The sequence below is a fragment of the Nannocystis pusilla genome, assembly GCF_026626665.1.
Taxonomy (GTDB): Bacteria; Myxococcota_A; Polyangia; order Nannocystales; family Nannocystaceae; genus Nannocystis; species Nannocystis pusilla.
Genome location: NZ_JAPNKE010000002.1, coordinates 5,073,544 through 5,092,905 on the forward strand (window position 1 = coordinate 5,073,544; position 19,362 = coordinate 5,092,905).

The 19,362-nt window shown below is 72.6% G+C and carries 20 protein-coding genes and 1 pseudogene; 10 read left to right on the forward strand and 11 right to left on the reverse strand.

Translation table 11 applies throughout. The annotated features are described in order from the left end of the window. Positions 1-89 precede the first annotated feature (89 nt). The 3 genes and pseudogenes from OV079_RS58370 to OV079_RS22415 form a co-directional block, all read left to right on the forward strand. Positions 90-293, forward strand: a pseudogene (locus OV079_RS58370) (B12-binding domain-containing protein); the annotation flags it as partial. Between the two features lie 142 nt (positions 294-435). Beyond that, positions 436-750, forward strand: a complete 315-nt coding sequence (locus OV079_RS22410) for a cobalamin B12-binding domain-containing protein (protein WP_267770898.1) — start codon at positions 436-438, stop codon at positions 748-750. Beyond that, positions 747-1,886 carry a sensor histidine kinase gene (locus OV079_RS22415; RefSeq protein WP_267770899.1) on the forward strand — a complete coding sequence of 380 codons (1,140 nt, stop codon included), beginning with the start codon at positions 747-749 and terminating at the stop codon, positions 1,884-1,886. Before OV079_RS22410 ends, OV079_RS22415 begins: the two co-directional genes overlap by 4 nt. Positions 1,887-1,937: 51 nt before the next feature. Here the strand turns inward: OV079_RS22415 and OV079_RS22420 are convergent, their stop codons facing one another. From OV079_RS22420 to OV079_RS22445, 6 genes are all read right to left on the reverse strand, one after another. Continuing rightward, on the reverse strand, positions 1,938-3,320 hold the full coding sequence (locus OV079_RS22420) for an efflux RND transporter permease subunit (protein WP_267770900.1): 1,383 nt from the start codon (positions 3,318-3,320) through the stop codon (positions 1,938-1,940). Then, a complete protein-coding gene (locus OV079_RS22425) occupies positions 3,284-5,053 on the reverse strand; it encodes an efflux RND transporter permease subunit (RefSeq protein WP_267770901.1) in 1,770 nt (589 codons plus the stop codon). Before OV079_RS22425 ends, OV079_RS22420 begins: the two co-directional genes overlap by 37 nt. After that, the gene (locus tag OV079_RS22430; protein WP_267770902.1) at positions 5,050-5,487 is read right to left on the reverse strand and encodes an efflux RND transporter periplasmic adaptor subunit; all 438 of its coding nucleotides are present in this window, start codon (positions 5,485-5,487) and stop codon (positions 5,050-5,052) included. Before OV079_RS22430 ends, OV079_RS22425 begins: the two co-directional genes overlap by 4 nt. Then, the gene (locus OV079_RS22435; protein WP_267770903.1) at positions 5,424-5,870 is read right to left on the reverse strand and encodes an efflux RND transporter periplasmic adaptor subunit; all 447 of its coding nucleotides are present in this window, start codon (positions 5,868-5,870) and stop codon (positions 5,424-5,426) included. Before OV079_RS22435 ends, OV079_RS22430 begins: the two co-directional genes overlap by 64 nt. Before the next feature lie 26 nt (positions 5,871-5,896). After that, positions 5,897-6,415 carry an HlyD family secretion protein gene (locus OV079_RS22440; RefSeq protein WP_267770904.1) on the reverse strand — a complete coding sequence of 173 codons (519 nt, stop codon included), beginning with the start codon at positions 6,413-6,415 and terminating at the stop codon, positions 5,897-5,899. 137 nt (positions 6,416-6,552) lie between these two features. Further along, on the reverse strand, positions 6,553-6,759 hold the full coding sequence (locus OV079_RS22445; protein ID WP_267770905.1) for a Rossmann-fold NAD(P)-binding domain-containing protein: 207 nt from the start codon (positions 6,757-6,759) through the stop codon (positions 6,553-6,555). A 138-nt stretch (positions 6,760-6,897) separates the two neighbouring features. On the opposite strand from OV079_RS22445, the gene OV079_RS22450 reads away from it, so the two are divergent. Continuing rightward, positions 6,898-8,307 (forward strand): cytochrome P450, encoded by a 1,410-nt coding sequence (locus OV079_RS22450; protein WP_267770906.1) that lies wholly within the window; start codon positions 6,898-6,900, stop codon positions 8,305-8,307. A gap of 107 nt (positions 8,308-8,414) precedes the next feature. Here OV079_RS22450 and OV079_RS22455 read toward each other — a convergent pair whose 3' ends face one another. Continuing rightward, on the reverse strand, positions 8,415-9,305 hold the full coding sequence (locus OV079_RS22455; RefSeq protein ID WP_267770907.1) for a hypothetical protein: 891 nt from the start codon (positions 9,303-9,305) through the stop codon (positions 8,415-8,417). 165 nt (positions 9,306-9,470) lie between these two features. On the opposite strand from OV079_RS22455, the gene OV079_RS22460 reads away from it, so the two are divergent. From OV079_RS22460 to OV079_RS22475, 4 genes are all read left to right on the forward strand, one after another. Next, the gene (locus OV079_RS22460) at positions 9,471-9,854 is read left to right on the forward strand and encodes a CBS domain-containing protein (protein ID WP_267770908.1); all 384 of its coding nucleotides are present in this window, start codon (positions 9,471-9,473) and stop codon (positions 9,852-9,854) included. 162 nt (positions 9,855-10,016) lie between these two features. After that, entirely contained in the window at positions 10,017-10,247 is a 231-nt protein-coding gene (locus OV079_RS22465; protein ID WP_267770909.1) for a hypothetical protein, read from the forward strand. Beyond that, positions 10,244-11,857 (forward strand): tetratricopeptide repeat protein, encoded by a 1,614-nt coding sequence (locus OV079_RS22470; protein WP_267770910.1) that lies wholly within the window; start codon positions 10,244-10,246, stop codon positions 11,855-11,857. The genes OV079_RS22465 and OV079_RS22470 overlap by 4 nt, the downstream gene beginning before the upstream one ends. Positions 11,858-11,972: 115 nt before the next feature. Next, a complete protein-coding gene (locus OV079_RS22475) occupies positions 11,973-13,187 on the forward strand; it encodes an FHA domain-containing protein (RefSeq protein WP_267770911.1) in 1,215 nt (404 codons plus the stop codon). Between the two features lie 63 nt (positions 13,188-13,250). On the opposite strand, the gene OV079_RS22480 is transcribed toward OV079_RS22475, so the two are convergent. Both OV079_RS22480 and OV079_RS22485 read right to left on the reverse strand, forming a co-directional pair. Beyond that, positions 13,251-13,793: a hypothetical protein gene (locus tag OV079_RS22480; protein WP_267770912.1), complete on the reverse strand. Its 543-nt coding sequence runs from the start codon at positions 13,791-13,793 to the stop codon at positions 13,251-13,253. An 82-nt stretch (positions 13,794-13,875) separates the two neighbouring features. After that, positions 13,876-14,868 carry a nucleotidyltransferase family protein gene (locus OV079_RS22485; protein WP_267770913.1) on the reverse strand — a complete coding sequence of 331 codons (993 nt, stop codon included), beginning with the start codon at positions 14,866-14,868 and terminating at the stop codon, positions 13,876-13,878. A 254-nt stretch (positions 14,869-15,122) separates the two neighbouring features. On the opposite strand from OV079_RS22485, the gene OV079_RS22490 reads away from it, so the two are divergent. Then, complete coding sequence (locus tag OV079_RS22490; RefSeq protein ID WP_267770914.1) at positions 15,123-15,473, forward strand: Hpt domain-containing protein; 351 nt, start codon at positions 15,123-15,125, stop codon at positions 15,471-15,473. Between the two features lie 353 nt (positions 15,474-15,826). On the opposite strand, the gene OV079_RS22495 is transcribed toward OV079_RS22490, so the two are convergent. Further along, entirely contained in the window at positions 15,827-17,200 is a 1,374-nt protein-coding gene (locus OV079_RS22495) for a hypothetical protein (RefSeq protein WP_267770915.1), read from the reverse strand. 93 nt (positions 17,201-17,293) lie between these two features. Continuing rightward, the gene (locus OV079_RS22500) at positions 17,294-17,890 is read right to left on the reverse strand and encodes a hypothetical protein (protein ID WP_267770916.1); all 597 of its coding nucleotides are present in this window, start codon (positions 17,888-17,890) and stop codon (positions 17,294-17,296) included. A gap of 56 nt (positions 17,891-17,946) precedes the next feature. Here OV079_RS22500 and OV079_RS22505 point away from each other — a divergent pair, with 56 nt between their 5' ends. Then, entirely contained in the window at positions 17,947-19,257 is a 1,311-nt protein-coding gene (locus OV079_RS22505) for a UDP-glucose dehydrogenase family protein (RefSeq protein ID WP_267770917.1), read from the forward strand. Positions 19,258-19,362: the final 105 nt, after the last annotated feature.

Sequence of the window (19,362 nt, forward strand, 5' to 3'; positions counted from 1 at the left end):
GGCGGCCGGACCGCCGGCCTCGAGCTCGCCCCGGGCGGCGACGGCCGGGTGCTACGCTCTCCCGTCGCCGTTCAATGCCCGTGCGAGCGATGCATCCTCCAGGCGCGGAGAAGCCTCCCGTGACTCTCGAACCCACCGAGGGCGACCGCTTCGCGTCCGCGCTGCTGGCCGGCGATCGTGCGGGCGCCCTCGCCTGCGCGCGCGAGGCGTTCGCGCGCGGCGTCGATCATTTGTACGAGGGCGTCGTGCAGCCCGCGCTCGTCCGGCTCGGGGACCTGTGGTCGTGCAACAAGATCACGATCGCCGAACAGCACGTGGCCACCGCGCTCGCCCAGTCGGTCCTGAGCGCGCTCTACCCCGAGTTTCCGTGGCCGCCGCCCGGGCCGCGGGCCCTCATCGCCTGCGTCGCGGGCGAGCACCACCATGGGCGCGCGCATGGTCGCCGACCTGCTGACGCTCGACGGCTGGGACGGCGTGTTCCTCGGCGCCGACGTCGCCGACGACGCCTTGCTCGACCGGGTCGCGCAGACGCGGCCCGGGCTGGTGGTCCTGTCGTTGACGATGGCCACCCGTCGCCGCGCCCTCGCGTCGCTCGTCGCCAGGTTGCGGCGCCAGCCTTCGAACCCGAAGATCCTCGTCGGCGGCTCCGCGATGCTCGGCAGGGAGCTCTCCGATCTGCCGGCCAGCGCGGGCGCCGTGCTGTCGTCGGCGCGCGCGGCCGTCGATTGGGCGCGGAGGTGGAAGTCATGAGCGACGGTTCGCTGCTCGCCGCGCTCCTCGAGCTGCCCCACGGCCTCGTCGTGCTCCACCTCGTCGACGGCCGGATCTCCGCCGCCAGCCCGGCCACGAGCGCCCTGCTCGGCGCGCGCGCTCGCGTCGACGCGCGCATGGACGCGCTGGTCGAATCGGCGTCGCTCCGCAAGCTGACCGCCGCCCTGACCGCCGACGCGGCCGCCGTCTACGAGCTGCAAGTGACGGCGGACGGCGGAGACACCCGGCCGCTGCGATTTTTGGTCGTGCCGCTGCGGGCGCGCGAGCACCTCCTCGTCGCCGCGCCGCTCGATCCGCGCTACGGCGTGGACCTCGAGGCGCGGCTGTTCGCCAGCAACACCGAACTGGCCAACCTGACCCGCGACCTCAGCCGCCGCGCCTGCGAGATCGAGGCCGCCCGGGCCGGGCTCGAGGCGCTCGGCTCGTTGCGCGACGACTTCATGGCCGCGATGGCCCACGACCTGCGCGCCCCGCTGACGACGATCGGGCTCCAGGCGGAGATGCTGGCGCGCGGCGCCGATCGCCCGTCCTCGGCCGAGATCGCCCGCCGCAGCGGCCTCATCGCCCGCAACGTCGCGCGGATGGACACCTTGATGACGCGGGTCCTCGAGGCCGCGCGGCTGGGTGGCGGCGTCGTCGCGCTCGAGCGCAGCCTGGTCTCGCTGGTCGACCTCGTCCACGAGGCCATGGAGGCGGTCCAGGGCGCCGCCGAGCGGGCCGGGGTCGCGCTCGAGGTGCGCTGCCCGGCCGCCGATCCGCGGCTGTTCGTCGACCGCGTGCGGATCGGCCAGGTCCTGGGCAACGTGCTCGAGAACTCGGTGCGGCACACGCCGCCGGGCAGCACGCTCACGGTGACGATCACCGACGCGCCCGCGCGCGTGCGCTGCACCGTGTGCGACCAGGGCCCCGGCGTCCGGCCCGAGCTGCGCGACCAGATCTTCGAGCGCTTCGGCCGCGGCGAGCACGCCGGGATCGCCGGCCTCGGGCTGTACATCGCCCGCAAGGCCGCCCGGCTCCACGGCGGCGATCTGCGGGTCGAGGACGCGTCGCCCGTCGGCGCCGCGTTCGTCCTCGAGCTGCCGCGCGGCCTGCCGGACCAGCCTCCAAAGACATGACCCTCCAGACATGCTCATCGGAGCATGTCCGGAAAACCATGTCCTTTCGAGCTACTCCTCCTCGTCGCCGGCGAACGGCCGCGGCGCCAGGCCGACGTCGGCCAGGACCGCGTAGGCCGCGGGGATGACGATCAGCACCAGCACCGTCGAGGCCGCCAGCCCGAACACGATCGACGCCGCCACCGGCACCAGCGACTGCGCGTGGCGGCTGGTCTCGAACATGATCGGGAACAGGCCGGCGATGGTCGTGGCCGACGTCAGCAGCACCGCGCGGAAGCGGTCGCGGCTGGCCTGGCCGGCGGCTTCCGCGGGCGAGTCGCCGCGGACGCGGGCCATGTTGATGAACTCCATCAGCAGGATCGAGTCGTTGACCACCACCCCCGAGATGGCGATGAGGCCGAAGATGCTCTGCGACGACAGCGGCATGCCCATCAGCAGGTGGCCCCAGATCACCCCGACGAACGCGAACGGGATCGCCAGCATCACGATGAGCGGCGCCACGAAGCTGCGGAACTGCAGGCTCAGCAGGGCGAACACCGCGAACAGCCCGATCATCATCCGCGTCAGCATCGAGCTCAGCGCCTCGGCCGACTGCTTGGCCGCCCCGCCGGCCGCCAGGCGGACCTCCGGGAACTCGCGCTCGATCTCCGGCGCCGCCTCGGCCATGAAGCGGCTCATCACCTCCGACGCGTTGGCCTCCTCGGTCGACACGTTGCCCGTCACCGTCACCGTGCGCACGCTGTCGCGGCGGTTGAGGCGGGCGAAGCTGCTCGACAGCTCGATGGTGGCGATCGACCCGAGCGGCATGTTGACGCCGGGCGCGACCGTGATCGGCATCAGCTCGAGGTCGGCCATGGTGTCGCGGCCGCGCTGCTCGAGCTCGACGTAGAGCTCGTAGTCTTCGCCGTGGGTGTAGAACGTCTGCACCGACACGCCCGTCAGCGCCGAGCGGACCTGCTGGGCCACCGCGCTGCCGGTCAGGCCGTGGGAGCCCGCGCCCGGGCGCAGGCGCACGCGCACCTGCTCGCTGCCCGGGTCGAGGTTGTCGCCGACGTCGAACACCCCGGGGTTCTGCATGAACCACGCCTGGATCCGCTGCGACGCCTCCTTCGCGCGATCGAGGTCCTCGCACTGGATCTCGACCTCGATCGCGTTGCCGGCCGGGCCGCCCTTGGTGCCCTCGGCGAACTTCGTCACCGCCGCGCTCGGCAGCGGCCCCGTCTCCTCGCGCCACGCCTTCGAGAACGCGTCGAGCGTGGTCGAGCGCGCCTCGATGCCCAGCAGGTCGACCGACACCGTCGCCAGGTGCGGCCCCGACTCGTCGGTCACGTCGGCGTTGTAGTTGAAGCGGGCCGACACGTTGCGGACCAGCGGCCGCTGCTCCGGCTGCTCGGGCGTCAGCCTGTCGTTGACGCGCCAGGCCGCGGCCACCACCCGGTCGACCTCCTGCTGCGTGCGCTCCAGCGGCGCGCCCGGCGGCAGCGCCAGCCGAATTCGGCCACGTCGCCCTCGGCCGCCGGGAACGCCACGTAGCGCAGGCGCCCGCTCGACAGCATCCCGACCGAGCCGAGCAGCAGCGCCACCATCACCCCGAGCGTCGCCCAGCGGTGGCGGACGGCGAAGTCGACCGCCCCGCCGAGCCGGCGCTCGCGGAAGCGGGCGAACCCCGCGTCGAACCACGCGCGCGCCTTGCTCTTCGCGTTGGGGTCGACGTCGCGGAACGCGTGCGCCAGGTGGTTCGGCAGGATGAAGAACGCCTCGACCAGGCTGACCGCCAGCACCGCCACCAGCACGATCGGGATCACCTGCAGCACCCGGCCGATCCGGCCCTCGATGCCCATCAGCGGCAAGAACACCGCCACCGTCGTCAGGAACGACGACACCACCCCCGACGCGACCTGCTTGGCCGAGTCGACCGCCGCGCGCATCGCCGAGGCCCCGCGCTCGCGGTGGGCCGCGAAGTTCTCGGCGAACACGATCGCGTCGTCCATCACCAGGCCGAGCGCGACCAGCATCCCCATCATCGTCATCATGTTGACGGTCTGGCCGAGCTGCTCGAGCACCCACAGCGAGCCGAGCACCGACACCGGCAGGCCGACCGCGACCCAGAACGCCAGGCGCACGTGGAAGAACAGCCATAGCGTCACGAACACCAGCAGGAGCCCCTGCCACGCGTTGGTGAACAGCAGCCCGATCTGGTCGGCCACCGCCGAGGCCACGTTCTGCGTCAGCGTCAGCTTCACCCCGGTCGGCTTGCGCAGCTCCTGGTCGGCGAGGAACGCCTCGATCGAGCCGAGCACGTCGAGGCTGTCCTGCCACGCCGTCTTGGTGATCCCGAGCGTGCACGCGCGCTCGCCGTTGAACTGCGTCTGCTCCTCCTCGACCGCGAACGTGTCCTCGATCTCGGCCACGTCGGCCAGCCGGATCTCCGCGCCCCCGGCCGCGCCCTTGACCACGAGCTCGGCCAGCGCCGACACGTCGGTGCGCTTGTCCGAGTAGCGGACCAGGATGTCGCCGCCGGCGCGCTCGATCGTCCCGATCGGGCTGTCGACGCTCTGGGCCTGCACCGCGGCCGCCACGTCGACGACCGACAGCCCGTGGCGGGCCAGCGCCGACTGCTTGAGCTGGATCAGGATCTGATGCGTCGAGAAGCCCGCGATCGTCACCTGGGCGATGTGCTCGTCGCGCAGCAATTCGCGGCGCAGCTGCTCGCAGTACAGCTTGAGGTCCTGGGCCGACATCGGCCCCGTCACCGCGATCGAGGCCACCGGCGCGCGGCGGGTCGCCGCCGCCACCACCGGCGGGTCGAGGTCGGGCGGCAGGTCGCGCAGGCCGTCGACCGCCGACTTCACGTCGGCCAGCACGTCGGCGAGCGGCACCTTGTCTTCGACATCGATCGTGATCGACGCCGAGCCCTCGCGGGCCTGCGACGTCATCACCGCCACCCCGTCGAGCCCCGCGATCGCCTCCTCGATGCCCTGGACCAGCGTCTCGTCGACGATCTCCGCGTCCGCGCCGGGGTAGGCCGCGCTGATGCGGATCTGCGACGGCTCGAACTCCGGGTACGACTCGCGCCGCAGCCCCGGCAGCGCCACCAGGCCGAGGATCACGAACACCAACATCAACAGGTTTGCGGCCGTCGGGTGCCGCGCAAAGTAGACGATCACGACGCCTCCCCGCGGGCCGCCCGCTGCAGCGCGGCGGTCCCCTCGTCATCGACGCGCGGCGCCAGCAGCATCCCCGCCAGCGCCGGCACCAGGTCGGTCAGCACGATCTTGTCGCCGGCCTGCACCTCGCCGGTCACGCACACGTACTCCTCCTGCACCAGCGTCGCCTCGACCTTGCGCAGCTCGAGCTTGTCCTCCGCGCCGACCACGTACAGCGTCCCGTCGTGGTAGGCCGCGCGCGGCACCGCCATGCAGTCGGCGCGCGGCGGCCCGCGCAGCTCGACCTCGACGTACAGCCCGCGGTTGAGCCGCGGCCCCTGCGGCTGCGCCCCGGCCTCGCGGTTCTCGTCGACCTGGACCACCGCGATCATCATCCGCGTGTTCGGGTCGATCCCGCCGAACCGGCGGAACTTGCCCTTCCACGCCCGCTGCACCCCCTGGCCCTCGAGGCGCACGATCGCCTCGATCGACTCCATCCGCGACGGCGCCCCCGGCTCCGGCCGCGGCTCGTCGGGTTGCGCGGCGGCAGCAGCGAGCCGAGGCTGCCGACCGGCACCTGCGCCGGGATCTCGAACACGTCGATGCCGTCGCCGACGATCAGCGCCTGCCCGCCGGTCACCACCTGCTCGAGCGCCGCGTTGACCTCGCGCAGGCGCATCGTGAACGGCGCCACGATCTCCGTCTTCGCCAGCTCGAGCTTGGTCGTCGCCACCCCCGCCTGCTGCTGCTCGAGCTGCGCCTCGAGCACACGGCGGGTCGCCGGCAGCTCGCCGAGCGTGTTGCGGAACGTCTGCACCGTCTTCTCGGCGACGATCACCGCCTTCTCGGCGACCTCGACGTCGGTCAGCGGCGCCGCTCCTGCTCGTACAACGAGCGCACGCGCGCGAGCTCGCCGCGGGCCAGCTCGAGCGAGCGCTCGTCGATCTTCAGGTTCGACGCCGCGCTGGCCTCGCGCGCCTTGATCTCGGCGATCTGGGCCCGCACCGCCTTCACCACCGCCTCCGAGCGGCCCTGCTCGATCGCGTAGCTGCCGGGGTCGATCTTCAGCAGCACCGTCCCCTCCTGCACGATCCGCCCCGGCTCGAGCCGGTCCGCCACATCGACCACCGTGCCCGACACCTGCGCCAGCGCTTGCCACTCGCGCTGGGCCTCGACCGCGCCGTAGCCGACCACCCGCGGCACCACCTCGAGCGGCGCCAGCTCGAGCACGCGGACCGGGCGGCCCTGCTCGACCGCGGTGCGCTGGCGGGGCGCCGCGCGGGTCGCCTGCAGCCAGGCGTACACGCCGACCCCGACCAGGACGAAGGCGACGAAGGTGGCGACGCTGCGGAACAGGGGCTTGTCGTTGCTGGGAGTCGACATGCGTCGACGCCGACTCTACACCGCCGCCTGGGTCGTCGAGCGCAGCCGCGCCGCCGCCGCCGCCGCGATTACGATCCCGTTACAACATGTCCCAAGAATCATGTAGTCCCGTGCACGAAGCCGGCGCGGAGATCCCCCTACGACGCCGCACGGGCCAGCGCCGAGAACTCGTCCCAGTGGTACACGTGGACGCCCGGGTCGTCGTAGCCGGCGGCGTCCTCGAGGTCGACCACGTGCTGCGTCAGCTTCGGCGACACCGGCGCGTCCGCGAGCGAGCGATGGCCGAGGCTGGTCACCCCTGCGAACGCGGGCGACCGCAGCAGCTCCTCCAGCGCCCGCCGCACCGGTCGCCCCCAGGATCGCCACACGTCACGTCGCTGCTCGCTGCATCGCCTCAATATCCCCTGACGCGAGCGGCCACGCGCCGCGGTCGCCCTGGGCGCCGTGGCCGGCCGCGGACCGCCGTGCTAGACGGACCGCCGATGTTTTTGCAATCCCTCCGCGACCGCTGGCACGAGGCCTTCGAGCCGATCGGCAACCTCGTCCAGATAGCCCGCGAGCCGTACCGATTCCTCGACGATCTCCGGCGCCGCGGCGGCGAGCTCGCCGAGCTGCGCATGGCCGGCATGCCCCCGGTGCTCGTGTGCAGCGAGCCCGAGACCGTGCGCCAGATCCTCACCGGCTCCTACGATCAATTCGAGCGGCACGCCGGCGGCGTCGAGCTGTTCGTCGACCCGCTCGCCCTCATCCTCACCGACGACGACCACCACCGCCAGCGGCGCAAGCTGCTGAACCCCGCCTTCAACGCCGAGAGCGTCCGCGCCTTCGGGCCGACGATGCTCGAGATCGCCGACCGCGTCCTCGACGGCCTGCCGCTCGGTATCACCTTCCCGCTGATCGGCCCGATGCAGGACATCACCATGCGCGTCATCCTGCGCTGCCTGTTCGGCGTCGCCGAGGGCCCGCGCTTCGAGGAGCTGCGGGCCCTCGTCATCGAATATCTGCAGCTGGTGTTCGGCCCCGACATGGTCGCGCTCGGCGCGGTGCTCACGCCGACGCGGGCCCACGCCGCCCTCACGCGGCTCAGCCGGCGCGCTCGCGCGGCCGCGCCGAACGCCCCGTTCACCCCCTCGCGCCTGCCGGTGCAGCGGATCGCCGACCGGCTCGGACGGATCCACGCGCTGCTCGAGGCGGAGATCGATCGCTGCCTGGCCGAGGGCCCGGAGACCCGCAGCGACGTCCTGGCGCTGATGCTGCGGGCCCGCTTCGCCGACGGCCAGCCGATGTCGCGCGAGGAGCTGCTCGCCCAGTTGCTCATGCTCGTCATCGGCGGCTACGAGACCACCTCGCTGTCGCTGTGCTGGGCCGTCCACTGCCTCGTGCGGCACCCCGAGGCGCTGGCCCGCGTGCGCGCCGAGGTCGCCCAGGTCATGCAGGGCGGCTTCGACCCGGCGCGGGTCCGCGACCTCCACTACCTCGGCGCCGCGATCGCCGAGTCGATGCGCCTCTACCCGATCGGCATCGGCGTGTCCCGCCGCCTGCGCAAGCCGATGCGCCTGCTCGGCCGCGACCTCTCGGCCGGCACCGTCATCATGCTCAGCGTCTATCTCATCCAGCGCCACCCCTCGCTGTGGAGCGAGCCCGACGCCTTCAAGCCCGAGCGCATGCTCGACCGCAAGCCGTCGGCCGCGGTCCACTTCCCGTTCGGCGGCGGCGTGTGGCGCTGCCTCGGCGCCGCCTTCGCCGAGCACGAGATGCGGATCGTCCTCGCCCGCCTGTTCACCCGCTTCGTCGTCGAGGCCGACCCCGAGCACAAGATCCACGCCCAGCAGAAGGGCATCACCGCCGGTCCGAGCGGCGGCCTCCCGGTGCGCGTCGCCCCGATCTCGTAGGTACGCGCGGCGCCGTCCGGCACCTGCCCTCGAGGACAGATCTGGCGCACCGCCCCGCGCGAAGCCCGGGGCCTAGCGCTCGAAGCGGTGGCCGCAGTTCGCCGGCGTCATCCCGTTCTGCGGCGAGCCGAGCCACATGTCCTCGAGGACAAGTTGATTGCCCTCGATCTTGAACGTGCCCGCCCCTCGACGTCGGCCGGCACGTAGTTGCCGCCCGTCGGCGTGATCGTCAGGTCGCCGGTCTGCAGGTCGTACGTGTAATCGGACCAGTAGTCGAAGTAGATCTCGAACGGGAACCACGTCACCTGCGCCTCGCCGCTGGCGCGGAACCACAGCTCCTGGATCGCCATCTCCGGCGCCACCTCGGCCCCGCCGCCGCACGGCAGCTGCGCCACCTCGTGCCAGATGCCCACGAACGGGTTCGACTCGGGCGTGTACACGAACACCTCCGTCGTCAGCACCTTGCGGCCGGCCTCGACGTCCGCGGTCACGGTGAACACGGTGCCCGGCGCCACGTCGCCCGCGATCGTCAGCGCCCCGACCGCGTTGATGGTGGCGCCCTCGGCGGGGCTGACCGAGTAGGTCACGCAGGCCTCGACCATCTGCTTGATGTAGCAGCACTCGATCGCGCCGACCGAGAGGTCCAGCATCTCGCCCGGCTTCGCCTCGTAGGTCTGGCCGAACACGTTGAAGCCGAGGGCGTTGACGGTCTCCTCGGGCAGCGGCGGCAGGGCGCACACGCCCTCGGTCGGGTCCTCGGTGGTCGAGGTGCCCGCAGTCGCCTCGGTGGTCTCGCCGGTGGTCGGCCCGGTCGTGGGACCGGTGGTCTCGGTCGTCGTCGTCGTCGCTGCCGAGGTCGTCGTCGACGCCGAGCCGTCGCTCGTCTCGGAGGTCGACGTCGTCTGGTCCGAGGTCTCGGTCCCCCCGGTCTCGTCGCCGGAGTCTTGCGGGCAGGCGCTCAGGGCCAGCGCCGCCATAAGGGTCGTAAGTCTCTGCATGGCGCCCACCCTACCACGGGGCTTTCTTCGCCGTCTCCGGCGACCTCTCTCATACCGGCCGCTGGGCCCCCTACGGGCCGTTTTGGCGCGATCGCACGATCCAGGTCAGACTGTCGCCAGGAGGACTTCGCAATGCGTCGGTCTCAGCTCACTGTCGGCCAGTTCATGACCCGCAATCCGGCCGTCATCGACGGCGGCCTCAACCTCGTCGACACGTACACGCGCATGTTCCAGCTGCAGGTCCGGCACCTCCCGGTCTACAGCCAGGGTCACCTCGTCGGCATCGTCTCGGACCGCGACATCGGCCACACCCTCGGCGTCCAGGGCCTCGACGCGCAGCACACCACCGTCGAGGCGGTGTGCACGCCCGACCCCTACGTCTGCGACCCCGACAGCCCGCTGGCGAGCGTCGTCGCCGACATGTCCGAGCGCAAGATCGGCGCCGCCCTCGTCATGCGCGGCGGCATTCTCCAGGGCATCTTCACCGTCGTCGACGCCCTCGAGGTCCTGCTGGTGCTCCTCAACGAGGAAGCGCCGGCGGCCGCCTGACCTGTCCCGGAGGACATCTCGCGCGCGCCGTCGCGCCGGTCGGGGCAGGCGTTCGTCTCGACCTGTCCCGGAAGCCACATGTCCCGGAGGACATCTCTCGCGCGTCCGCGCGCTCCGGCGCGCCGGCTTGAGGGCTCCGCGCGCCCTCGCTACTCTCCGGCCATGCTCCGGTCGAGCTCGCTCGCCCTCGCCCTCTTCGCCTGGCCCACGCTCGCCGCCGCCGACGTCCTGCCCGACGCCGAGCGACCGCACGACTGGGAGCCGCGCGATCCACCGCGCCCGGCGCCGCCGCCCGAGAAGGAGCTCCCTGCCCTCGCCCTGTGGCTCGCGGCGCTGACCGCCGCCGCCCTCGTCGCCGGCACCCGCGCGCGCCTGCAGGAGCGGCCGCGATGACGTCGCCGCGGGTGATCGCCGACCGCTTCGAGGTCGTCACCAGCGGGCGCAGCCTCAAGTCGCTGTGGTGGGAGCGGAGCCGCAACGATCGGCCCTACGGCGAGGACGACCTGTGGACCCTCGCCGTCGACCGCCGCACCGGCGCCCGCGTCCGCGTCCTCGAGCCGCCCTCCGGGTCCTTCTGGCTGTGGACCGCGAGCATGTGGGCCGAGGCCGTCGCGCGCCACGTCATCGCCACGGCCGTGCCGCACACCTTGCCGATCCTCCACGTCGGCGACGGCGTCGTGTTCGCCGAGCCCCCGCCCGCCGTCCCGCGACCGCGGCTGCAGCCCGCGCAGGCTGCAGCGTGCGCGCTGGCGGCCTGCGAGGTCGTGGCGCGCCTGCACGCGATCGGCTGCGGCGGCGAGTACGGTCGCGCCGCGGACGGCCGGCCCGCGTACGACCTGCCGACGCCGCTCGACTTCGGCTGGCACAACCTCCGCATGACCCGAGAGTCAGGTGAGTGGAAGATCGCCTGGCTCGTCCCCGGCCACCTCGCCCTCGCCGATCTCGACGATACCCCGCAGGACGCCGATCCCGACGCCCTCGCGCGCGACCTGCAGGATCGACTCGACGGGTCGCTCCTCGACGAACCCCAGAGCGAGCTGCCGCCGAAGCACGACCCGCACAGGGACCCGATCGCCCGCGACCTCGCGCGCCTGGCCGGCTTCTACCTCTCGCTCGCTCCGCCCGCGCGCGGCCAACCTGCGGCCGTCGACGCCGTCCGTCGCCTGGCCGCGGGCGAGCCCGTCGTCCGCGACGTCGCCGGCCTCGCGCGCCTGCTCGTCGAGCTCGGGCCTGCGGGCGACTGGGACGCGCGGCTCGCCGCGCTCCCGATCGCCTGCGCCCTGCCGCCGCCCGTGCTCGACTGGGACCGCGTGATCGCGGCCGGCGAGGCGCGCCTGCCCGACCTCGTGCCGCGCCAGCGCCCCTACGTCGTCTTGCCGCTGGCCGTCGCCTACCACCGGCGCGCCAGCCTCCGCGCCGCGCTCGCGCCCGACGACGCCCTCCGCGACGTCGATCGCGCGGTCGAGCTCGACCCCGTCGCGCCGCATCACGTCACCCGCGCCGTCCTCCTCGATCGCCTCGGCCGCCGCGACGAGGCCCGCGCGGCGATCGCCGCCGCCTTCGCCGCGCCCGAGTACACCGGCGCGTCCACCGTGGATGACGACGGGTTCGGCCTCCTCGACGCACCCGTCGTCGTCGTCGGCGATCGCGAGCGCGCGCGGGCCCACGCCACGCGCGGCACGATCGCCCTCCGCGACGGCGACCTCGCCCTCGCCGAGCACGACCTCCGCCGCGCAGTCGACCTCGATCCCGACACGGCCCACCTCCACGCGCTCGCGGCGGCGCTCTACGCCCGCGGCGACCTGACCGGAGCGGCCGCCCTCGAGGCCCGCGCCGTCGAGCTCGAGCCGGCCAGCACTCGCTATCGCTGGGATCTCGTCGTCAGTCTGCATCGGCTCGGGCGGCGCGACGAGGCTCTCTTCCACGCGCGAAAGCTCGAGGCCATGGAGGCCGGAGACCCCAACGGTCGAGCTCGGCGAATTCGCCTGCTCGGCGGCGCGTGAACATGTTTCTGCGGCCTCGCACGACGCTCGCGCGAGCGCTCGCGATTCGCCGCGCTGTCGCCGTTTTTCCCCGCACCTGTTGACTCTGCAAGCGAATGCGGTTGCCATGCGGGGCATGCAGAAGGTCAAGCTCCAGCTCGGCAGCGCCTCCGTTCAGCTCGACGTCGGCAACCCGCGCGTCCTCCTCGGCCGCGACCCGACCTGCGGCCTCCCCACCAGCGAGGTCAGCGTCTCGCGGCGCCACGCCGAGGTCGCGTTCGTCGGCGACCGGCTCGTCATCCGCGACATGGGCTCGTCGAACGGCACGTGGATCAACGGCGAGCCGGTGGGGGCGGACCCGCAGCCGCTGGAGCCCGGGCAGCAGGTGTTCCTCGGCCACATCCCGCTGCTGGTCGAGTGGCAGGGCGGCGGCCAGGGCGGCGCCACGGTGCTGGGCGAGATGCCGGCCGAGCTCAAGGCGCTGATCGAGTCGCGCAAGGCGGCCAAGATGGCGCCTGCGAGCCCGGTCGCGGCCGTCGCCGCGGCCTTCCAGGATCCGCCCTCGCAGGGCGGGCCGATGAAGACGATGCTGGGGATCGGCGGCACCACTGCGCCGAAGGCGGCCGACTACGCCTACCGGCGCCAGGGCTCGAACAACAACGGCGTGCTGCTGATCGCGCTGCGCGGCGACACCTTCACCAACGCCGCGGTCATCGACGGCTACCTCGAGTTCACCGCGCTCGACAACGAGACCGTCGCCTCGATCTTCGTCGAGCTGGTCGAGCACCACAAGCGCGGGCCCAAGAACGGCCACGTCTGGGACCGCGTGCTCGTGCGTCAGGGCCCGTGGCGGACCGCCAAGAACGAGGTCCTGCCGCTCACCTTCCAGCTGCGCGTGCCGCCGGGCACCTCGCCCTCGGGCCGCGACGTTCACTGGGAGGTCCGCGGCTACGTCGACATCGAGTGGGCCTACGACATCGCCGCGGCCAGCCAGATCACCGTCCGCAACCTCGACATCGAGAAGATCCGCGACGCCCTCGGCGCCCTCGACTACCGCCTCGCCGAGCTCGACCCCGAGCCGCTCGGCCAGCGCTTCACCGGCAAGTTCCAGCCGCCGGTCCAGCTGCGCAAGGACTTCGGCGTCACCGACATCAACCTCGCCGTCGAGTACCTCGGCGCCAACCTCCAGCTGAGCATGGAGGTCGAGAAGACCAGCCTGTTCAAGTTCGACAAGCAGACCAAGCTGGTGTTCGAGCTGGCGCAGTTCCGGGTCTCGAGCACGCAGCAGCTGTCGGAGTTCCTGCGCGCCAAGATCGACGAGCTCATGGGCCGCACCGAGGCGCGGGCCTGAAAATGCGCGAGCCCCCCGCGAGCGTACGCGCAGGGGGCCCTGTCCGCGGGACGCAGGTCTCGCTCAGGCGCAGGGCGACTTCACGACGATCTCCATGCCCATCTCGTCGCCGCAGTACCAGTTGTCGCCGTTCTCGTCGCAGCAGCCCTGGCCGGTGAGGCCGCTGGTGGCGCACGGATCGCCCTCGATGAGGCCCGCCGGGCACGCGATCGGGTGGAGGCCCTCCGGGTCCTCGCCCTCGAAGCCGCAGCTGTAGTAAGCGTCGTCCACGCTCCAGCCGCACATGGCGCCGCCGGTGTCGGTGGTCGTCGAGGTGGTGGTGGTGGTGGTGGTGGTCGTCGTCGCGTCGGTGGACGTCGGGACGGTCGTCGACGTCGGCGTGGTCGCCGTGCCGTCGGTCGCGTCGGAGTCGGTCGCGGTGCCGTCGGTCGTATCGGTGCCGGCGGTGCCGTCGGTCGTGTCGGTCGTGCCGGCAGTGTCCGTCGTCGCGTTGGAGTCGCTGCCGAGGCTGGTGATGTTCGTGTCGGTGCCGCCGGTGCTGATCACGCAGCCGGACAGCGAACCGGCGACAAGCGCCGCGCCCAGGGTCATTTTGAAAAGATGCATCCGCCGGACATAGCGGACCGGCGCGAACATCGTCAAGGTATCGGCCGAAGCGCGCGCGCTCACGACCACCCGCGGCAAGCGCTCAGCCTGTCCCTTCGGACAGCACCGCGCACTCGACATCGCGCGTCACGTCGAGCCCGTCCCACACGATGGCGTCGCGCAGACGCACCCCGGGGGCGATCACGGCCCTGTCACCGATCTGCACTCGCGGTCCCACGTGCGCCCCCGCGCCGATCACCGCCCCTTCGCCGATCCACGCCGCCGGGTCGACGTGCGCCCCCGCACCGATCGTCGCGCTGGCGGCCACGCCTCGCAGATGTCGCTCCGCGAACGACAGACGCAACCGGCCCTCGAGCACGTTGGCCACGCCTTGCAGGTAGCGCTGCACCGTCGAGTGCTCCCACCAGTAATCGCGGGTCACCACCCCGGCGAGCCCCGTGCCGCTGTGGAACAGCTCGGTGTACGCCGTGCGGATCACGCACTGCGGCCCTTGCGGCGGGATGCGGTCCAAGAACCGCGGCTCGAGGACATGAACCCCCGTGAACATCAGCGGCTCGGCTGCCTCGGCGCCGGGCCTGTGCGCCCCGAGCAAACCCACGACGTGCCCGGCCGCGTCGACGCGCAGGCTCCCCCAGCGCTCGGCCTCCGGGTCGGGGCGCAGCACCATCGTCGCCTCGGCCTTGGCCGCGCGATGGGTCGCGAGCACACGGTCCAGCTCGAGCTCGAGCAAGATCTTGCCGTTGACGACCACGATCGGCGCGCCGCTGCCGTCGTCGAGCAGGTGCCGCGCGTGACGCAGCGCGCCGCCTGTCCCGAGGATCTCGCCGTCCTCGCGCGAGTAGGCGATCGCCATCCCGAGCTTCGACCCGTCACCGAGCTCGGCCTCGATCTGGTCGCCGAGGTGATGCAGGTTGACCACCACCTCGCGCACCCCTTGCGAGCGCAGCCACAGCGCCACCCAGCGCACGAGAGGCGTGCCGCACACCGGCAACATCGGCTTCGGGCGCAGGGCACTGAGATCGCCGAGGCGCGTGCCGAGGCCGGCGGCGAGGATCATCGCGCGCGGAGCGTTCATGGCGCCGCACCATAGCACGCCCGATCCGGCGCCCAAGGAATCGGCCGGAACCGCGTCCCGGCCCCCGCTGCTCGCGCCCGCCGCCGCCGATCCGCCGCCTTCGAGCTCGCCGTGATCGCGAGCAACAACGTTCTCGGGGGCGAACCACGCGTCGTCGACGTCGGCGCGATTGGAGCGTCGCGCGCCGGGCTGTCGCTCGCCTCGCCACGCGCCGCGAGCTTGCGCCGCGCGCCGAGATCCGCGAGGATGAACACGTGCATGCGCCGCCTCCTGTAGAGGTCGACGAGGCCGAACTGCTCGCGCGTCTCGGCGGTCGTCGCGACCTGCTGGCGATGCTCGTCGGCCTCTTCTCTGCCGATCTGCCGCAGATCCACGAAGAATTCACCGCCGCGCTCGCGGCCGGCGACGCCGCCGGGGTGCGACGGATCGCCCACCGCGTGGTCGGCACGCTGGCCAATCTGTCGGGCGGCCCGCTGCTCGAATACGGCCGCGACATCGAGGAGCTGTCGGTCCCCGAGAACTTGCCCATCCTCGGCCCGCGGATCGACGCCTTCCGCGCCGCCCTCGACGAGCTCGAGCAGCGCCTGCGCAAGGCCTTCGCCTGACGCGATTTTTTAAAAATAAATGAAGCTGTCCGACCGGGCATGCCCGTCGGGACATCCTATTAAAATGTCCGTGCGCGCGGCGATCGACGGCCGGCTGCGAGCCCGACGCTCGAACATCTCCTGACGAAGGGCCGCTCTCGGCCATCGCCATGCTCGTTCGGACATGTTCATACGCGCATGCCCATGCGGACATGTCCGCATGGGCACAGGCCGCCCCGGCTCGGGCGAGCCCGTTTGAACGAGCGCGGACCCGGCCGTCGCGCCTCGCCGGCCACGCCCCGGCGCTCGCCGCCTCGATCGGACATGACCTTACGGTCAGGTCTGCCAGAACAGCTTGTCGAGCACCGCCACCGTCAGCACCAGGCCGAAGGCCATCGACGCCAGCAGCCCGAGCGCGCGCCACAGCACCGCGCGCTGGGCCTGCGGACCTCGGCCGCGACCTCCGGGCCCTGGCCGAGCATCTCGCGGGCCAGGCGTTCGGCCGCCCCGCGGTGACTGACGACGATCAGCAGCGTCGTCAGCGCGAGGAACAGCCCGCCGCCGCCGAGCAGCAGCAGGCGCACGCGCCCGGCCCACAGCCGGCGCAGTGCCGCCATGTCCTCGTCTTCGCGGCTGCGGGTCGACAGCGCCGTCGGCGGCCCGTGGATCTCCACCGGCAGCGTCCCGATCAGCCACGCCTCCGCCAGCTTCTGCGCCTCCGGGTCGAGGCTCGCGGTCGCCAGCGCGTCGAGGTACTTGCCCTCGAGTCCCGCGTCGAAGTCCTTCTCGACCCGCGGCATCGCCAGGCGCTCGCGCTGCAGCGCGATCAGGGTCGACAGCGGCGGCCCCTGCCCTGGCGCCGGCCCGAGGACCACCCGCGCCAGCGCCGACGACTCGCCCGGCGAATTGGTGAAGTGATACGCCTCGACCTGCACGAGCCCGGGCTGTAGCCCCGCCGACGACCACGTCCGCGGCGGCTCGGGCCCCACGACCGGCGGCTCGAGCGTGTCGACCCACGCCCCGTCGGGCCCGCGCACGTCGACGAACACCGCCCGCTTGGGCCGCAGCCCGCGCGCCTTGATCGTCAGCGCGTCGCCGGCCCCCGCCGTCCACGGCGCCGCGTCCACCGTCACCGCCCCGGCGAAGCTGACCATGCGAAACTTCCGCGCCGCGATCGCCGACTCCGAACCCGCTCCGGCCGTCTCGCCCTTCGCCCCCGCTGCGTCCGAGCCCTTCGCCCCCGCGGCGTCCGCGTCGCCGCCAGCGTCCTTCGCCCCCGCGTTCGCGCTCTTCGCTGCACCCGCGTCCTTCGCTCCCGTGTCCTTCGCTTGGCCGCTCCCGTCCTTCGCCTCCGCGCTCTTCGCTCCGCCGCTCGCGTCCTTCGCTCCTGCGCTCGTGCCCTTCGCTTGGCCGCTCCCGTCCTTCGCTCCTGCTCCGTTCCCGTCGCCGCTCCCGTCCTTCGCCTCCGCGCCCTTCGCTCCGCCGCTCGCGTCCGCCGCTCCCGCGCCGTCCGCCTTGCCACCCGCGTCCTTCGCTCCTGCGCTCGCGCCCTTCGCTGCGCCCCCCGTCGCCTTCTTCGCACCTGCCCCCGCGGCCATGTCCTTCGCGCCAGGCTCCTTCGCACCTGCCGCCTGAGACATGTCCTCCGGGCCAGCCAGCGCCCGCACCTCCAAGCGGACCACGTCGGAGGCCAGCAGCCCGTCGACGCGGACCAGCCCGGCCGCGTCCGTCTCCCCGCGGCTGACCACTGCGGGCGCCTCTCGTCGCCTTGTGATGGCCGAACTCGCCGTCGAGCAGGCGGACCTCCACCGGCCCGCGGCGCGGCTTGCCCTCGGCGTCGGTCACCCGGGCGACCAGCGCGTTGTCGAAGCCGGCCGCCAGCCGGCCCAGCGGACGCAGCACGATGCGCAGCGTCTCGGGCTGCGGCTCGGTGTCATCTGCGTACTTTTCGTCGAACCCGACACCGTCGGCGTCCCGCGGCGGGGCGCGCGAGACGCGACCAGCTCGACCTCGACCGCCTCGCGGAACTGCTCGTGCCCCGCGATCGCCAGCTCGAGCGTCGCCGGGCCCGGGGCCCACGCCGGGGCCGTCAGGCGGCCCTGCGCCATCCCCACCGCGGCCGCGTCGCGCAGCGTCCCGAGCGGCGCGCGCTCTTCGCCGCGGCGCAGCGTCGCCTCGACGCGCGCGTCCGGCACCGCCTGACCGCCGCCGTCCAGCACTTGCACGCGCGCCGCCACCGGCTCGCCTGCGACCCACTGCGGCTCGACCTGCACGATCGCCGAGTGCGTCACGTGCCACCCTGCGATCGCGAACGACGCGAAGATCGCCGCGCCCATCCCGAGCGGCGCGCCGATCACGGGCAGCAAGTACACGAGCCGCGACATCGCGGCGGCGCGAGTGATCTCGGCGGGTTCGCTCGGCTCGCTCGGCGTCGCCACGGGTACCGGCCACCGTAGCAGACGCGGCGGCGTTTCGGTATCCTCCCGCCCGCCTCATGAAGCTTAGCGTCATCGGTACAGGGTACGTCGGCCTCGTCGCCGCCGCGGTGTTCGCCGACTACGGCAACGATGTTCTGTGCGCGGACATCGACGCCGCCAAGATCGAGTCGATCAAGGCCGGCAAGCTGCCCATCTTCGAGCCCGGGCTCGAGCCGCTGGTCGAGCACAACATCCAGGCCGGTCGCCTGCGCTTCACCACCAGCAACGCCGAGGCCGCCGTGCACGGCGACGTCATCTTCCTCGCCGTCGGCACGCCGACCGCCGCCGACGGCAGCGCCGACCTCTCGTACCTCTACCAGGCCGCGAGCGAGATCGGGCGTCACATCACCCGCCCGACCATCATCGTCGACAAGAGCACCGTGCCGGTCGGCACCGCCGAGCGGATCGCCCGCATCGTCGGCGAGCAGACGCGCGTCCCGTTCACCGTCGTCTCGAACCCCGAGTTCCTCAAGGAGGGCGCCGCGGTCGACGACTTCATGCACCCCGACCGCGTCATCGTCGGCACCGACGACCCCCACGCGCGCGAGGTCCTGCACCGCCTCTACCAGCCGTTCTGCCGCACCAGCGACCGCATCCTGTTCATGGACGCGCGCTCGGCCGAGCTCACCAAGTACGCCTGCAACGCCTACCTCGCCGCGCGCATCAGCTTCATGAACGACATGGCCAACCTCGCCGACGCGCTCGGGGCCGACGTCGAGCTCGTGCGCCGCGGCATGGGCTCCGACCCGCGGATCGGCAACAAGTTCCTCTACCCCGGCGTCGGCTACGGCGGCTCCTGCTTCCCCAAGGACATCCGCGCCCTCCTCACCACCGCCCGCGAGTTCGGCCACTCGCTCGAGATCGTCGCCAGCGCCGAGCGGATCAACGAGGCGCAGAAGCTCGTCATCGTCCGCAAGCTGCGCCAGCGGCTCGGCAGCGACCTCGCCGGCAAGACCTTCGCCGTGTGGGGCCTGTCGTTCAAGCCCAACACCGACGACGTGCGCGAGGCCCCGGCGCTGAAGATCGTCCGCACCCTCGTCGGCGACGGCGCCCGCCTGCGCCTGCACGACCCCGAGGCCGGCAAGAACTTCGTCGCCGGCCTGCCCCCGCACGTCGCCGCCGCCTGCACCCTCACCGCCGACCCCTACGACGCCGCAGAGGGCGCCCACGCCCTCGTCCTCGCCACCGAGTGGCGAGAGTACCGCAGCCCCGACTTCGAGCGCCTGAAGCGGCTCATGGCCGGCTCCCTGCTGCTCGACGGCCGCAACCAGTGGGACCGCCAGCACGTCGAGGCCCTCGGCTTCGAGTACGCCGGCATCGGCCGCTGAGCCGCCCGCAGTCACCAGCCCGAACGGACATGCCCGATCGGGCATGTCCTGAAGCACCGGTCCTCTCGGACATGCCCGAAAGGCCACCCGGGCCGCGTGCCGCCG

Coding starts and splice junctions, on each gene's coding strand:
- OV079_RS22455 (WP_267770907.1), bottom strand. CDS start 9,305: ATGCAGAGACTTACGACCCTTATGGCGGCGCTGGCCCTGAGCGCCTGC.
- OV079_RS22475 (WP_267770911.1), top strand. CDS start 11,973: ATGCAGAAGGTCAAGCTCCAGCTCGGCAGCGCCTCCGTTCAGCTCGAC.
- OV079_RS22450 (WP_267770906.1), top strand. CDS start 6,898: ATGTTTTTGCAATCCCTCCGCGACCGCTGGCACGAGGCCTTCGAGCCG.
- OV079_RS22485 (WP_267770913.1), bottom strand. CDS start 14,868: ATGAACGCTCCGCGCGCGATGATCCTCGCCGCCGGCCTCGGCACGCGC.
- OV079_RS22410 (WP_267770898.1), top strand. CDS start 436: ATGGTCGCCGACCTGCTGACGCTCGACGGCTGGGACGGCGTGTTCCTC.
- OV079_RS22465 (WP_267770909.1), top strand. CDS start 10,017: ATGCTCCGGTCGAGCTCGCTCGCCCTCGCCCTCTTCGCCTGGCCCACG.
- OV079_RS22460 (WP_267770908.1), top strand. CDS start 9,471: ATGACCCGCAATCCGGCCGTCATCGACGGCGGCCTCAACCTCGTCGAC.
- OV079_RS22505 (WP_267770917.1), top strand. CDS start 17,947: ATGAAGCTTAGCGTCATCGGTACAGGGTACGTCGGCCTCGTCGCCGCC.
- OV079_RS22440 (WP_267770904.1), bottom strand. CDS start 6,415: ATGTCGACTCCCAGCAACGACAAGCCCCTGTTCCGCAGCGTCGCCACC.
- OV079_RS22415 (WP_267770899.1), top strand. CDS start 747: ATGAGCGACGGTTCGCTGCTCGCCGCGCTCCTCGAGCTGCCCCACGGC.
- OV079_RS22480 (WP_267770912.1), bottom strand. CDS start 13,793: ATGCATCTTTTCAAAATGACCCTGGGCGCGGCGCTTGTCGCCGGTTCG.
- OV079_RS22470 (WP_267770910.1), top strand. CDS start 10,244: ATGACGTCGCCGCGGGTGATCGCCGACCGCTTCGAGGTCGTCACCAGC.